The sequence below is a fragment of the Microcystis sp. M_QC_C_20170808_M9Col genome (assembly GCF_007095495.1).
GTDB lineage: Bacteria > Cyanobacteriota > Cyanobacteriia > Cyanobacteriales > Microcystaceae > Microcystis > Microcystis aeruginosa.
Map to the genome: position 1 here is coordinate 1 of NZ_SFBZ01000191.1, position 13,345 is coordinate 13,345.

General features: G+C 41.0%; 12 protein-coding genes and 2 pseudogenes. 4 read left to right on the forward strand and 10 right to left on the reverse strand.

Annotation, left to right across the window (positions count from 1 at the left end):
• Positions 1 to 152 precede the first annotated feature (152 nt).
• From EWV68_RS11300 to EWV68_RS11325, 6 genes are all read right to left on the reverse strand, one after another.
• Positions 153 to 410, reverse strand: coding sequence for a hypothetical protein (locus EWV68_RS11300; protein ID WP_287169825.1), 258 nt, complete (start codon positions 408 to 410; stop codon positions 153 to 155).
• Between the two features lie 36 nt (positions 411 to 446).
• Positions 447 to 2,123: a DUF4127 family protein gene (locus EWV68_RS11305; RefSeq protein WP_287169826.1), complete on the reverse strand. Its 1,677-nt coding sequence runs from the start codon at positions 2,121 to 2,123 to the stop codon at positions 447 to 449.
• An 80-nt stretch (positions 2,124 to 2,203) separates the two neighbouring features.
• Positions 2,204 to 2,395: a hypothetical protein gene (locus EWV68_RS11310; RefSeq protein ID WP_287169827.1), complete on the reverse strand. Its 192-nt coding sequence runs from the start codon at positions 2,393 to 2,395 to the stop codon at positions 2,204 to 2,206.
• Positions 2,396 to 2,516: 121 nt separating this feature from the next.
• Complete coding sequence (locus EWV68_RS11315) at positions 2,517 to 2,735, reverse strand: hypothetical protein (RefSeq protein ID WP_287169828.1); 219 nt, start codon at positions 2,733 to 2,735, stop codon at positions 2,517 to 2,519.
• An 81-nt stretch (positions 2,736 to 2,816) separates the two neighbouring features.
• Positions 2,817 to 4,352, reverse strand: coding sequence for a glycoside hydrolase family protein (locus EWV68_RS11320; RefSeq protein ID WP_287169829.1), 1,536 nt, complete (start codon positions 4,350 to 4,352; stop codon positions 2,817 to 2,819).
• Positions 4,353 to 4,431: 79 nt separating this feature from the next.
• Positions 4,432 to 5,541, reverse strand: a complete 1,110-nt coding sequence (locus EWV68_RS11325) for a T6SS phospholipase effector Tle1-like catalytic domain-containing protein (RefSeq protein WP_287169830.1) — start codon at positions 5,539 to 5,541, stop codon at positions 4,432 to 4,434.
• A 520-nt stretch (positions 5,542 to 6,061) separates the two neighbouring features.
• Between EWV68_RS11325 and EWV68_RS11330 the strand changes: the two genes are divergently transcribed.
• On the forward strand, positions 6,062 to 6,778 hold the full coding sequence (locus EWV68_RS11330) for a hypothetical protein (RefSeq protein WP_287169831.1): 717 nt from the start codon (positions 6,062 to 6,064) through the stop codon (positions 6,776 to 6,778).
• Positions 6,779 to 6,997: 219 nt separating this feature from the next.
• Here the strand turns inward: EWV68_RS11330 and cysK are convergent, their stop codons facing one another.
• The gene (gene cysK, locus EWV68_RS11335) at positions 6,998 to 7,957 is read right to left on the reverse strand and encodes a cysteine synthase A (RefSeq protein ID WP_287169832.1); all 960 of its coding nucleotides are present in this window, start codon (positions 7,955 to 7,957) and stop codon (positions 6,998 to 7,000) included.
• 368 nt (positions 7,958 to 8,325) lie between these two features.
• Between cysK and EWV68_RS11340 the strand changes: the two genes are divergently transcribed.
• On the forward strand, positions 8,326 to 8,499 hold the full coding sequence (locus EWV68_RS11340) for a hypothetical protein (protein WP_375792667.1): 174 nt from the start codon (positions 8,326 to 8,328) through the stop codon (positions 8,497 to 8,499).
• Between the two features lie 18 nt (positions 8,500 to 8,517).
• Here the strand turns inward: EWV68_RS11340 and EWV68_RS11345 are convergent, their stop codons facing one another.
• The 3 genes and pseudogenes from EWV68_RS11345 to EWV68_RS11355 form a co-directional block, all read right to left on the reverse strand.
• The gene (locus tag EWV68_RS11345; RefSeq protein ID WP_287169834.1) at positions 8,518 to 9,501 is read right to left on the reverse strand and encodes a hypothetical protein; all 984 of its coding nucleotides are present in this window, start codon (positions 9,499 to 9,501) and stop codon (positions 8,518 to 8,520) included.
• Positions 9,502 to 9,662: 161 nt separating this feature from the next.
• A pseudogene (locus tag EWV68_RS11350) lies at positions 9,663 to 10,115 on the reverse strand (SAM-dependent methyltransferase); the annotation flags it as partial.
• 2 nt (positions 10,116 to 10,117) lie between these two features.
• A pseudogene (locus EWV68_RS11355) lies at positions 10,118 to 10,777 on the reverse strand (type II restriction-modification system restriction endonuclease).
• A 661-nt stretch (positions 10,778 to 11,438) separates the two neighbouring features.
• On the opposite strand from EWV68_RS11355, the gene EWV68_RS11365 reads away from it, so the two are divergent.
• Together EWV68_RS11365 and EWV68_RS11370 are read left to right on the forward strand one after the other, a co-directional pair.
• Positions 11,439 to 11,561 (forward strand): DUF8629 family protein, encoded by a 123-nt coding sequence (locus EWV68_RS11365; protein WP_002737208.1) that lies wholly within the window; start codon positions 11,439 to 11,441, stop codon positions 11,559 to 11,561.
• 24 nt (positions 11,562 to 11,585) lie between these two features.
• Entirely contained in the window at positions 11,586 to 13,226 is a 1,641-nt protein-coding gene (locus EWV68_RS11370) for an MBL fold metallo-hydrolase (RefSeq protein ID WP_287169837.1), read from the forward strand.
• Positions 13,227 to 13,345: the final 119 nt, after the last annotated feature.

Consider the following 13,345-nt stretch of genomic DNA (forward strand, 5'->3'; position numbering starts at 1 on the left):
CACAATTAGCCCTAAAAATCTGATAGCTCTGATACCAAATTATTGAGATAAACTCTCATTAAGCTGGCGATCGCTGACTAGAGTGTGACACTTCATAATTCTTAGTAATCGCTAAAAGTTTTACTATACAAGGGCTAGAGCAACTTTTGATTTCAACGACTAGGGTGCGGAATGTGGGCTTGATCATAGCCAAAGGCAGTAATTTTGCGCTTCCCAGGATTCGTAAATCCTGAATAAGTAATCGACCAAGAACCGTCTGCTTTAACCTGATTATTGCCTAGGGAATATTTGTCATCTGCTGTGAGTTCTACAGTGACTATTCCAGAATCTACTTTGCCTGTAAAAGTAACAGGTTTTAGACATTCAAAGCGAGCATGATTGGTAGGATTGATAATTTGTAGGGAAGTCATGGTATTTCTCCTATGGGATTGTTGAAAAATTTACTGTTAGACGAATTGATCGCCCAATGAAGGATTAAAAGCGATCGCTTCCAGATCAGTACGATAGATACCAACTTTATGAATTTCCTCTGGTAATCTTGGCCAGATGTGGACTTCACTCTCAAAAGTGCGCCAAAATTGCGGGGTAATTCGGAAGACTCGGTTATTAACAAGGGGAAGTCCTGCAAAATGTTCTTGCATTCTGGCATTAACGCGCCGATTTAAGACCTCAAAGACTTTTTTGACCGTAGCAGGATTATCATATCCGTCGTAATGATTGAAAGTTATTCCTGTTTGATTTTGTAGCTGATTACAGAAGCTTTTAGGTTCTTCGGATCGTTGAACTTCTTTATAGCCATTAGCAAAAACATCATGAGCAATGGCTTCTAAATAAAGTTGTCTTTGAGCGGCGGGATTTTTAGCGTAGAAAAGAATTTTTGCCACCGCCAAAGTTGAGCCAACACAATTGCCAAATGTTCCCCAACTACCGAAGGCCAATAAATCATCGTAAGGTAACACAGAAGTGGCATTCCAAGCCCCATTAAAAAGTCGGCCATCAATGATGACTAATTTAGCGCGTTGCTCGGAAGAATAGTTCTTATATTGAGCCAAAAATTGCTCATCTAACTGGGCTTGTTTCTGGTCGTCTTTCTGATAATCATCAATACTACCATTTTGACGACGAGTTAGGATAGCGACCTCGAAATCCCAGTCAGTTTCTGATTCTTCTAACCCAACTGCTTGTAATTTTTCAGTCACAAGTTCTCTGGGTGGTCGTCTCCCGTCGTACCACATTTCAGTCTCCTTATTAGAGATGCGGACACGCACTTTAGTTTTAGGAAGAGTTTGAGCGATTCCCATTGCTACTAATTCATCTGCTCCCCAAGTAATTGGCTGTTTGAGAGCCGAGAGATTATACTTATCCAGAAGATTGTATAATCTTGTTTGCATTGTTTCTCGCACATCTTTGGATGAATGTTTTTGAGAATCTCCCATCGCACAAACCACCGCTGAGATTTTTCGATTCATCGACTGTAATAGACGGATAGATTGTTCGAGTCTCCACAACTCTTTGTCGTGTCTTTTTTTTGCCCAATCTGGATAAGGAGTTGGATCCGGTTGAGGAGGACCGACACCAACAAAAGATTGGACGATGACCGCTTTTTCAAATTGAGAAATAGTGGGGAGATAATCTTCGGGATATTGTAGCAATCGTTCTGCAATAATGAACGCTGTATCCTTGACCGGAAGCAGTGTAATCATTTGTCTAACTAAAGAATCTGTTTGTCTTCTCGGACTAAGAACGTACACAGGACAAATTCTTTCTGAACGGTTGTCTTGTCCATTAGGGGGAATCCCCACTCCATCTCCATCTTGTTCTGTTGGTCGATGATACACCTTAAATTGAGACTGCTTAATATCTTGTAATATCTTGGCCACAGGGTCATTACTTTTAATTTCGACATGGGGCATATAAGCGAACCATTTCGCCATCTCATTAACAGGGGTTGTTAATTCTAATTCCCAGTGGTTATTGTCCGCAGATTTGTAATTATTAATCTCAAGTTCATCTCCTGCTAGTAAAGAAATTTTTTGAGTAAGATCAGTAATTTGACTGCTATCTAGGGTAGATTGTTTGATAACAGTATTGACTAGAGCTTTCAGTTTTTGGGTAGTCATCATTTTTTCTCCTTTTTTGCCTGATTCTGGACAGGTTACGTTAACAACAGCAGACGGTTCACAAATAGGATATTTTCCCTTTGTCAAGTTAAGGAAGTTACAGTGAGTTGGATGCTATCTCGATTATTAGCATAGGCGATGATCACATCGTTAGCAAAGCAGTAAAGCCGTCCTGTTTTTGGGGCTATAAACTGTTTATTTGTGCCGATGAGGAAGAAACTATCTTGATCTTTATCAATTGAACCAATCAGTGAAAACCAAGGTGAATTAGGCATTCGTCGTAGTCTTTCACATAGTTTCAGCAAGAAATTAGGACTTTCATAACCATCAGCATTAGAGGTAATTGGCTCTTCTCGGCTTTGTGTGATAATTTTTGCTTATGGAATCGTGAAATGCTTACTGGACAAGACTTTTAAGACTATTTTGCGGATATTCTATCAGTATAGATCTCGTTTCCACACAAATCCATTGACCTGTTGCTTGAAAATGATATTCTTGTCCAGCGACAAGATTAATTCCTGTATCGTTCCAGATTAGTTTTGAGTCTATGGTTATAGGGAGATTTGTGTTTTGCATTACCTGTTGTAAGGCTGATGCCAGTAAAAGTTTGTACATTGTTCGTGAGTAAATCACCGAATCAAAAAAGAGTAGGGTGATCACTATGAAAGATCATTATGATCACCCTTGAGTAAGCTATTATTGAGGTTGAGGACAAGTTCCTAATCCCCAATTGACATACAAGTCGCGCAGTTCTGGATTCTCATTTTCCCGTAACCAACTGACAAATTTTTTGTAATCTGCAATATTGTATATTCCAATACAACCAGCCGTACCGGGAGAATTAGGATTTCCAGCAGATGTTACTCGATTCCAATCAATATGAATTTCGATCGCACTGCGCCGTGTAGAATTAGGACCTTTATAACCAATCGGTGTGCTAACAGGTCCTAAGCCATTATTAAAAACGACAGGGCCATATTTATCTTTGCCATCTGCCCAATTAATATTATTGATATACCATTGACCTTCAGGTAGCGGTTCCATTGAGCCAGAAACGCTCTGAGAACCAGCGCGGAAAAATTGCCGATTAGGTTGTCCTGAACACACCTCAAGACTATCTTTGACTTGACCATTCTTGATATATTCTAGGAGCAAAACATAACAACCAAAGCGATCTTTACGGTTAGTTTTTGTTAATCGCAGGTAGGTTTTTCCAGCTTGTCCTTGACCTGTAGAAACTACACCATCTTCTCCCCACAATTTAGCCCATGTTTTCGTTCCGACTTTACCATCCGCTTGACTTTGACCAAAAACATCTGCTTGGAATCGTCTGACAGCATTATCAGTACCACTGCCAAAATCCCCATCAATTTCTCCGTTATAGTAGCCTAAATCTTTCAAACGTTGTTGCATTTCTGCAATATCTTTGCTAGAGATTCCTGCATCATTATCAGTCATTCCTTTTAACAGTAATCCTCGCTCTAAAGTAGGCGGATTGGCAACCCTCGATAGAGCTTGAGTACGCCCCTCAAATTCAACTCGATTACCTGCTGGAATTTGCTCATTTGGTGCGGCGATATGGAAATTCTGAGCATTAGGATATTGTCGCAATACATCAATTAAATCTTCTTTAAGAGGACTTTTTAGGGTAATAATTTCGACAACTTGGTCAGCCTTATACGCCACAACAACGGTATTTTGATTTTCTAAGAATCCTTTAAGCCAAGTAGCGGAACTTTGGGGAGAGGGTTCTAGATCAATAGGTTCACCAAACCCATCTGTTTTACGAAATAGTTCTTCTTCATCTTTACGGCGATTGGTTAACCCCTCAAGCACAACTTGTACTCCGTTAACTGTTGCTTTATTCCAACGTTTAAATTCATTGGCAGCCCCCTCATAATCCTTCTCATTCAGTTTACGTCGTAAGGTACTTTCTTTAAAAGCTCCGATGCCTACGTTATAAGCAAAGGAAACTAAAGCGTCAAACTGATTTTGATGAAGATCAACATTTACTAATTCATCTACAGCTTTGGCTTTTTCCTCACATTCATGGACAAGGAAACCTTCTGCTTGTTGATCAGTAATCTTATCCCCTTCCCGAACACGTCGTCCATCAGGATAGCGAGTGGTTCCAATTCCAATTGTCCAAACGCCAGCAGGACATTTATAAGCGGTAAGCTTACAACCTTCCCACTTTTTGATCAGATCAATACAGTTCTGTGATACTTTCATGGCAAATCCTCCTAATTAGGTCAGATTATGAGTGTTTATGTAAGTAAAGTGAAGGCGACATTTTTGAGGCAGCGAAGTGCTAAACAGAGACTATTTCTTTCTTTCTCAAAGCACCAAGCTCTTTCTCAAGCATCATTTGAATTTCGGGAATAGCGGGTTTATAAGGGGGATTAACATTCAGGTCTGTCCAGCGATTTTTAACACTTTCATGCAAATTGCTAACATCCCCTTCAAACTGACGAGGTGCTGTTCCCGCTACATTAAATGGCCATTTTGACGTATTATCAAAATACGCACTACAATTGGGATGAACTCCATGTTGAATATAACTTTTATCTAAGGCCAAACCCAAGGCTTCGACTTGTTCCATCATCCACAATAAAGCCCCATCGGATAGGCCAGATTCTTCCTGAGAACCTCCACCAACGCAACCATGACCCCCCGGAAACCAAACTTGAACCACCTGTTCTTTTTGTTGTCTGATGTGGGTAGAATGGGGATACATTAGCGTTACATCGAAAACCTTACGAATTTCATCAATGGCAACTGCATGAAACGCCTTTTCAATTGTAGGATTGATGGTCGAATCATAAAAGTGATAACGTTCGTTGAACTTTTCATCTAAATGCAGAGAATGAACGATATCGGGGATACCTAAAGAAGCAACCGTATCCCAACAGCATAGGGCCTTAATGGGAACTCGTCGTCCATACTGATTACGGAAATCAATGGCATTTTTACCGTTAGGTGCGTTATTTGGTTCTTGTTTTTCTCGGTAAATTTCGTAGGCTTTGGGGATTTGTCGGATAAATTCCCGATACAACAAACCACAATTATAAATTAACCCAGCTAAACAGCGTACAGTGTAAGCTCCCCGACTAAACCCAAAGAGATAAATTTCATCTTCAGGTTGATAGTTTAAGCACAGAAAACGATAGGCATCCTCAATCTTATGATCCATGCCAATGCCTAAAGCACCTCCAGCAATTTTAATTAAAGTATCAGTCACCTCGGCATTAGATTGTTTTGTCCCAATGCCTTCGTCATAATAGATGATTTGACGGATGGGGTTGCCCTTAGTATCATCAAGTGGCGTGATAGCTTGTGCCATTTTGACAACATTGGTAGGATAACCTTGTCCTAAATCTTGCCAAGTTCCATCACAACAAACAATAAGACGGCTTTTCATAGCGATGAACCTCCTAGGTTTCTTAAAACTCGCCAGTTTATGGAATATTTGAGGATTCTAGTGAATCATGACTCAAAATTATTGAGATTTTCCTTGAGGTAAAAGTACTGCAAGACTCAACCGAGACAAAGGACGTTTTAACTCTGTTCGGAAGTGATATAGATGAGTTAGATAGCTGGCTTGACTAGGTAAAATTAGATGCGGTACTTATACTTAACACTCTAGATTATTGATCAGAATTTACCGCCCTAAAAACTGCAAATTAATATATTTCTTGAGGTTTCTGTATATAAGTTTACAGAATATTGTTGAGCTATTTATTAATAAAAAAAGTTGAGTTTGATTGCAAACCATCTTAACACCTAAGCCCGCCAACCTGAACTTTAGCTGATTCTCGATCGCAATTTTAGCCCACCCTAGCACTGCGCTCTTTTGCCACGAGGATTTTTACCGAGAAAAATGATCTGTCTGCCTGAGAACAGGCTATAGTGATCATCAAACCCTCAGTGAAAAACTTCCCGTGTCTTCAGTATTCCGCCTTCCTCCCTATTTTTCTCCCGCTCTGCAGCGTCGAGTCATCAAAACTCTCGCCGCAAAAAAAACCCGTCAATTCTTGACATGGGCGGCAGCTTGTGCTAGTTTTTTGATCCTCTGGGCGTGGAATTGGCAGTTAGTTTTGGCCACTTTAACCGGAGTGGGGGCGATGATTGGAGTTTACCATCTCCAGGGTCAAAACTGGCCATCGCTGTGGCTGTGGGGGCGTGCTTTTTTCACTGCCGATAGCGGTAAGTTAACTTTAGCGGTAGTCTGTGGCGGTTTGGGCAGTTTAGCCACCTATCTCGCTGTCGCCATTTGGACCTATGCCGAAAATCGCTGGTTGGCCCTGGCCTCAATTTTGCAAGGATTTGGCACGGTTTTGACTTTAATCCTGCTAGGATGGCATTTTCTCGACCATCGCGGTCAAAATGAGTCAAAAAACTTCGATCGCTGGTTAGAAAAATTAACAGTCAATGATCCCTTAATGCGCTTAATGGCAGTCCGACGTTTAAGTGAAATGCAACTTTCCCCCAGTCGTCGAGAACAATGCCAAGAATACTTCCGTTATCTTCTCTCGCGAGAAACCGATGCACAAGTGCGATCGGCTTTACTCGATAATTTTGCCAGCAAAGAAGCAATCAAACCGCAACCTTTACAAATACCTCTACAGGTGAGAAAATCCCTCCTAAAATACGATTAATACTAAATCCTGTTTAAAAAGTACAGGGAAGTGGGGAAGTGGGGAAATTGAACTAAAACCCCAAAACCCCAAAACCTAAAACCTGTCTCCTAACGACCGGCTCCTGACTCGGAGAATACTGACGACCGACGACCTGCGCCTGAATACTAGGCCACCATTTAAGATAACTGCTATAGTTAAAGCTAAAGGCTCACTGTAGAGGTTGAAGAGGATATTTTTTTACACCAAAGTTAACTCGCGCTCCTCGATATTTTGGAACATCAGCGTACTCAGATAACGTTCTCCAAAACTAGGCTGAATCACCACAATTAATTTACCCTCATTTTCCGGTCGTTGGGCTAGTTGAATCGCCGCGCAAAGATTGGCACCGGAAGAAATCCCCGAAAGCAACCCTTCCTCTTTTGCCAGACGACGACCAAATTGAAAAGCTTCCTCATCACTGACAGTAATTACCTCATCAATCAGATCTGTGCGTAAAACTTCCGGAATAAAACCCGCACCGATACCTTGAATTTTATGGGGACCGGGATTACCACCAGAAATCACCGGACTATTGAAAGGTTCCACCGCGACTACTTGAAAACTAGGTTTACGGGATTTAATCACTTCAGCGACTCCCGTAATCGTGCCTCCAGTACCCACACCCGCAACAATAAAATCTACCTGTCCCTCCGTATCTTGCCAAATTTCCTCAGCAGTGGTGAGACGGTGAATTTCTGGGTTAGAAGGGTTGCGAAATTGTTGCAACATATAAGCGCCGGGGATACTATCGACAATTTGCTGCGCGCGTAAAATTGCCCCTTTCATGCCTTGGGAACCGGGGGTAAGTTCTAGGGTAGCACCGTAGGCTTTTAACATCGCCCGGCGCTCTAAACTCATCGTTTCCGGCATAGTTAAAATCAAGCGATAACCCTTAGCTGCCGCAGTCATCGCTAGAGCAATTCCCGTATTGCCAGAGGTGGGTTCCACTAAAATCGTGGTTTCTGGATTGATTAAACCCGCTTTTTCGGCGCTATTAATCATGTGGGTGCCAATACGATCCTTGACGGAAGCAGCGGGATTCATCCCTTCTAATTTCATCACAATTCGGCCAAGACAGCCCTCCGCTTGGGGAATCCGATTCAATTGTACTAAAGGTGTGCGGCCAACCAATTCGGTGACATCGTGAGCGATACGCATGATATTTTCTCAGTCTGGGTGATTCGTGTGCTTAGTTATAGCGGTGAGCTCTCAGCTTTAGCGTTTGAGAATTTCCTCACTAGCCAAGGAGGCGCTATATAGCTCACTTATAGCAAAGGCCAGCCCTAGATCGGCAAAATTTCCATTTTCCTTTGTTTCTTCAGTCGGTCCGAGTTGATTCCCAGAGACAGGCAAAACTACCATGACCGATAAGATTGCTTTTTTCCAAAAGCTTATACTTGTACTAAAATAATTATGGATAGTTTACTAAAGTCAGAATTACGGTCATGACTATTAAATCTAATCTAGCCCTATTGAAAGAACAACACATAGAAATTAAGGGCGGATATTCTAGAGTAGTTATGATAATGTATAAAGATCAATATAAAGAAAAGGAATCCAAAGATAAAACCATCGCTCAGAAATTTAATACCTATCATTTTGTAAAGTATAAAGAGCAAGTGGTTGACTTATTAACCCGTGGGTGTACCGTTAGCGTCGAGACAAGGACAATTATCGAGGAGATGAAAAAATTATCATAAAATATCCCGTGAGATGCGTTACTTAGCTGCGTTAGCGTTAGTAATACACCCTAATTCTGACAAATTCAAACTATTTAAAATACGGGTTTTTATTGGTCTTTTTTCATCCCAGAATATCAGAGATGAATAAAATTCCATCGCTAGGGAAGAATTGAGAAGCTGTAGTGTTTTCTGAGCAGTATCTAAATCATCAAAGCTTAAGAAGTAAACAGTATCATCGAAAATAACTGGTTGATTTTGATAGGGTGATATAAGTTGAAAATTCAGTTTCTTATAAAGTCCAGAAATGGCAATTTTAAAAGGAGAGAAGGTGTAAGAACCAACGCCGAATATAGAAAAATCTGGTTGATTTTGATAGATTTTGCTTTTTCTATTCCCAAAGTAATCTACATGATTAACTAGATACTGCCAAGTTTTTGGCGCTATATCTCGCATATTTTCTGTAGATTCACCAATAAACTTCTGAGTTACTAAAACGTATTTATTGATAATTTCTAGGCGATTTTGTGCCACATCTGAACCTTTAAGGAGAGGATAAAGATAGGTGGTTTCAATATCAACGATTTCCTTTAAACCATTGACAAAAATTCCATTAACTAACTGCAATTCCATGACTTTTGAGCAATCATGTTTAATACCTGAACGCCATTTTTCTACTAGAGGATGCCGATGATATAACTTCTCTAGTCTGATAAAAGTATTTAAATCTCTGACTAGAATATCATTTTGATAACCAATACGCTGAAACTCCCTTTCCTCAAAACTCTTGAAAACATCACAAAAGTAATTTTCTGATTGAGAATCAAATTGACAAAATAGGAGACAAGCATCTACATTAGCTTGAAAATATTTTTGAGTGTTTATCGGATAAATTGCCGAATAGGTGAGATTAATTTTCTGAGTATAAATATAGTTCAAAATTTTTCTAGAAACGGCTGTTTTGCAGATAATTGCCAGATAAGCTGAACGATGATTAAGACATTCAATCAATTTAATTAACATCCATTCTGAAATATCAAAGGTTCTTCGGTTTGTGTTATGTAATGGACGGGAGTTATAAGGGGTGAAACCCTTATATAGAAAGACATTGCTTCGATTTTTGCCAATTGTTTTCAATCTAGAACGAGCTAATCAATTAACAAGTAACGAAGAACCATATCAAAGTTACTTTTTCCTGTGATAGCATCTAAACCATGATAACCTTGAAAGTTACTTTTTTGCGGTAAATTGCTACCATTAATCAATCCCTGTTTTGAGTTTGTTATCCAAGGTAGATTACCCAAGAATAAAATATTCTCTTTCCATGCTTGAGTTAGAGCATTCCAATCACAGTCAAAAAAATTATTTTGATGAACTTGTATTCTTGTATCTTGGCATAATTGCTCATCTTGGGCTATCTGTGCAACATAATTAGGATTAATTTCAAAGCCAAGAATTTTTTCAGTTTGTTTGAAGGTAACTGCTGCCGATTTTAAAAAGTTTCCTGTACCACAAGTTGGCTCAATAATTACCTTGGGATTAACATTTATTTGTGATAACTTTTGGCAAATTTTTTCGGCTAACTCTAAAGGAGTTTGAAAGTCGCCGTATTCAACTTTAACTGGAGAAACTGACATTACTAATTCTCTCTATAAATAGCGATTAATCCTTCTTCTTGACCAGCAAGATCAATTACTCTAGTATATTGTAGTCTCCACTGTAAGGCGTTGGAAATGGTTAAAAATCCTTGTACTGGAGGATTAGCAAGAATTTCATCGGCTATATTGGCTGCTTCCATTTCATCAACGGGTAAGTTTTTATCTAACATAAAGGCAATTAAATCATCTTTGTTACCCTGATTGTTTAAGATGTTGCGAATACCACGAGTCATCTGGAAATCAGCTGTTCTTTCAGCCGATACAAAAATTGTCGTGATCATTCTTAAATTGGCAGTGCGATTGAGACTATTATCTAACTTTTCATAAACAAAAATAATTAAGGAATATCCTAAGCCAAAAATCTTTTGTCTTGCGGATTTAAAAGGACAAGATGATTGTGGTTGTTTAGTACTGGTTACTTTTATATCAACCAGCAACTCAGGAAAATCGATACCACTGGCTGCATTACCCTCAACAAAATCATATTTTTCTTCCAGATATAGTTTAAACTTTTATTCTAAGTAGGTTCCGATCGCTTTACCATCTGTAACACCGTAGAGCGAAGCTTCTTGATGTTGAGACTCTAAAGCTGAAAATATAGCCGCCTCATTACCTAAAGATTCTTGGGTTAATCTTGACATATATAGCTAAATTAATTAATCTCCTCGTTTTTTCTATCTGACAAAATTAGCAAGCTTTCTTAATTATAAGTCAACTGCCATCTATGTAATACATCGCTGTGAAGCTTGAGACAAAATATTATCGCTCATAGTTTTTTCTTAATATGAGATCCAGAAAAGTAGTCCTGTGACTTGGGATTAGCTTTGCTCAAGACTTTTAAATTAACTAAAATTATCGCGCACAACCCTTGTCTAAAACCTATCCCTTATAGAGATATTTCTTAACAATTTGGTCAGTAAGGACTCTAACCCTTATCCTGACTTGATTTCAGTTTTTTCTTTGTCATTAAGGGTGTCAACAAGGAATATTACAGATTGTTAACCGAGTCTTGAAAGCCCTGTGCTACAAAGGTTTGAAATGTTAAGAAAGATGTGACTAATGGACAGGTCTAAAACCTCGCTCCTGGTTGGCGAAAAGTTTTTGGAGCGGAGTATAAATCCCCGTTACAAAAACGGACTCCTGCCCTCCGCTTCCTGCCTTCGTTAATTATTAACATAGACCGGGCGATGGTGGGGGAAAGAGGTTGAGCGCCCAGGGACAAATCCGAAACCTAGCTGCTAACAACCGAAAAAGTTGGGTTAGTATGAGGGGAGATACCCTCTGAGGAGTTGCACTAATTATATGGACATCAAATTAATCTTGTTGGCATTGACGGCCGTATTCACCGTCTCTTGTCTCTTTTTCGGCACCCGCAACGGTTTTTACGATAGCGATAACTACGATGGCAATGGTTCAGCCCACTAACCAGTCATCATAATCAGGGTTGCCATGGTTCAACGCTCTACTGCCCTCTGGGGGTCAAAATCCCTTTTATCCTGTTTACCTTTTGGTGTCGGTCACGCGTCAGAAGGGGTTTGTCTCCTCCTGACAATCGGTCCCTATCGCCTACTTTTAGATTGCGGTTTGGCCGATATGCAACCCCTCACCCAAAACAAAAAACCACCCGTGGATCTGGTGTTCTGTAGTCATGCCCACAGCGATCACATCCGTGGGTTAATGGCTCTCCATCAGACCTATCCCCAATTGCCAGTTTATGCCAGTGAGGTGACAGTACAACTGCTGCCCCTACAATGGCCGGATTCGGCCGAGGAAATCGGCAGTTTCTGTCAGGGTTGGCCATGGCGATCGCCGATTGCTCTCTTTGATGATCTCACCGTCGAGATTTTTCCAGCCGGCCACCTCCCTGGGGCTGCCGTGGTCCTATTCACCTACAAAACCCCCAAACGCACCTATAAAGTCCTCTATACCGGCGATTTTTCCCTGTCTAATTTTCAACTGGTGGAAGGATTATCGATCGATCTGCTGCGGGGAGTATCCCCCGATGTGCTGATTATTGAAGGCAGTTACGGCACAGAGCGCCATCCCCACCGACGACAGCAGGAAAAACAGTTGATGAATCGCATCTATCATGCGATCGCTGAGGGGCAAAATGTCTTACTACCCGTCCCCGCTTTGGGATTGGGTCAGGAAATTTTAAAATTACTGCGGTCGCACCACCAATTCACAGGCCGTGACATTGATATCTGGGTTGGGGGCAAGATCGCTAAAGCTTGCGATGCCTACCTAGAAATTTTACCACAATTTCCCGCATCTGTGCAAAATTTTGCCAAACATCAGCCCTTATTTTGGGATGAGCGCATCTGTCCCCGGTTGCGAAGGTTGCCAGAAAAACCGACACCTCTAGGGGGAACCACTCCGATAATTTTACTAATCGATCGCCTAGAGGAGGTGAGTAAATATCTGCAAGGGGATAAACCTTGGTTAATCTTAGTTCCCCAACACCTGCACGATATCAACCTGGAGAATCCCCGATTAAAAGCGGCACAGCGTTCGCGATTAATTAGCCAAGAAACCTATCTACTGGCTGAACATAGCGATAGTCGCAACACCACCCAACTGATCCATAACCTGCGACCACAGCATATCATGTTCGTCCATGGCTCGCCCCTATATCTAGCGGATTTGACCAGTTTAGAAGAATTACAAAGCCGTTATCAACTCCATTCTCCGGCCGTGGGAACCCTGGTGGAATTACCGATTGGCGATCGCTTTCTGCAACCGACACCTCCGGCCCCCAGCCACTATGAGGGAGAATTAAATGAATCGGATTCGATCATCACTATCACCTTACCAGAGCCGATCACCCGGGATCCCCGGTGGAGTAATTTCGCCGATACGGGACTGGTGGAAGCGCGCTGGCAAGGGGAAGAATTATTATTGCGGGGAGTCTCCCAACGGGAGTTATTAAGCGAGAGTCCCAATCGCATCACCAAAGCTTTAGAGGAGATGGATTGCTGTCGTGTCTGTGTCCACTACAAAAGTCAGCGCTGTTGGAATCCCGCTTCTCCCCTCTACGGTTTTAAAGTGGTTCCCGAAGGCTATTGTCCCGTTTTTGAGGCCAATATATGATTAGGGTCTGCTGAATAAATCTAAAAACCTTGTTGGATAAGACTTTTGGACTTTTTTCCCCTCAAAAAGTGCCAGCCATTGCGGGGATCGGGGGGAAAATTCCTGGACTTTTTCCCTGA

What these genes read in the sequence shown, in the direction of transcription:
- EWV68_RS11300 (WP_287169825.1), bottom strand. Translation starts at nt 410, where the DNA reads ATGACTTCCCTACAAATTATCAATCCTACCAATCATGCTCGCTTTGAA.
- EWV68_RS11305 (WP_287169826.1), bottom strand. Translation starts at nt 2,123, where the DNA reads ATGATGACTACCCAAAAACTGAAAGCTCTAGTCAATACTGTTATCAAA.
- EWV68_RS11310 (WP_287169827.1), bottom strand. Translation starts at nt 2,395, where the DNA reads ATGCCTAATTCACCTTGGTTTTCACTGATTGGTTCAATTGATAAAGAT.
- EWV68_RS11315 (WP_287169828.1), bottom strand. Translation starts at nt 2,735, where the DNA reads ATGTACAAACTTTTACTGGCATCAGCCTTACAACAGGTAATGCAAAAC.
- EWV68_RS11320 (WP_287169829.1), bottom strand. Translation starts at nt 4,352, where the DNA reads ATGAAAGTATCACAGAACTGTATTGATCTGATCAAAAAGTGGGAAGGT.
- EWV68_RS11325 (WP_287169830.1), bottom strand. Translation starts at nt 5,541, where the DNA reads ATGAAAAGCCGTCTTATTGTTTGTTGTGATGGAACTTGGCAAGATTTA.
- cysK (WP_287169832.1), bottom strand. Translation starts at nt 7,957, where the DNA reads ATGCGTATCGCTCACGATGTCACCGAATTGGTTGGCCGCACACCTTTA.
- EWV68_RS11340 (WP_375792667.1), top strand. Translation starts at nt 8,326, where the DNA reads ATGTATAAAGATCAATATAAAGAAAAGGAATCCAAAGATAAAACCATC.
- EWV68_RS11345 (WP_287169834.1), bottom strand. Translation starts at nt 9,501, where the DNA reads ATGTTAATTAAATTGATTGAATGTCTTAATCATCGTTCAGCTTATCTG.
- EWV68_RS11365 (WP_002737208.1), top strand. Translation starts at nt 11,439, where the DNA reads ATGGACATCAAATTAATCTTGTTGGCATTGACGGCCGTATTCACCGTC.
- EWV68_RS11370 (WP_287169837.1), top strand. Translation starts at nt 11,586, where the DNA reads ATGGTTCAACGCTCTACTGCCCTCTGGGGGTCAAAATCCCTTTTATCC.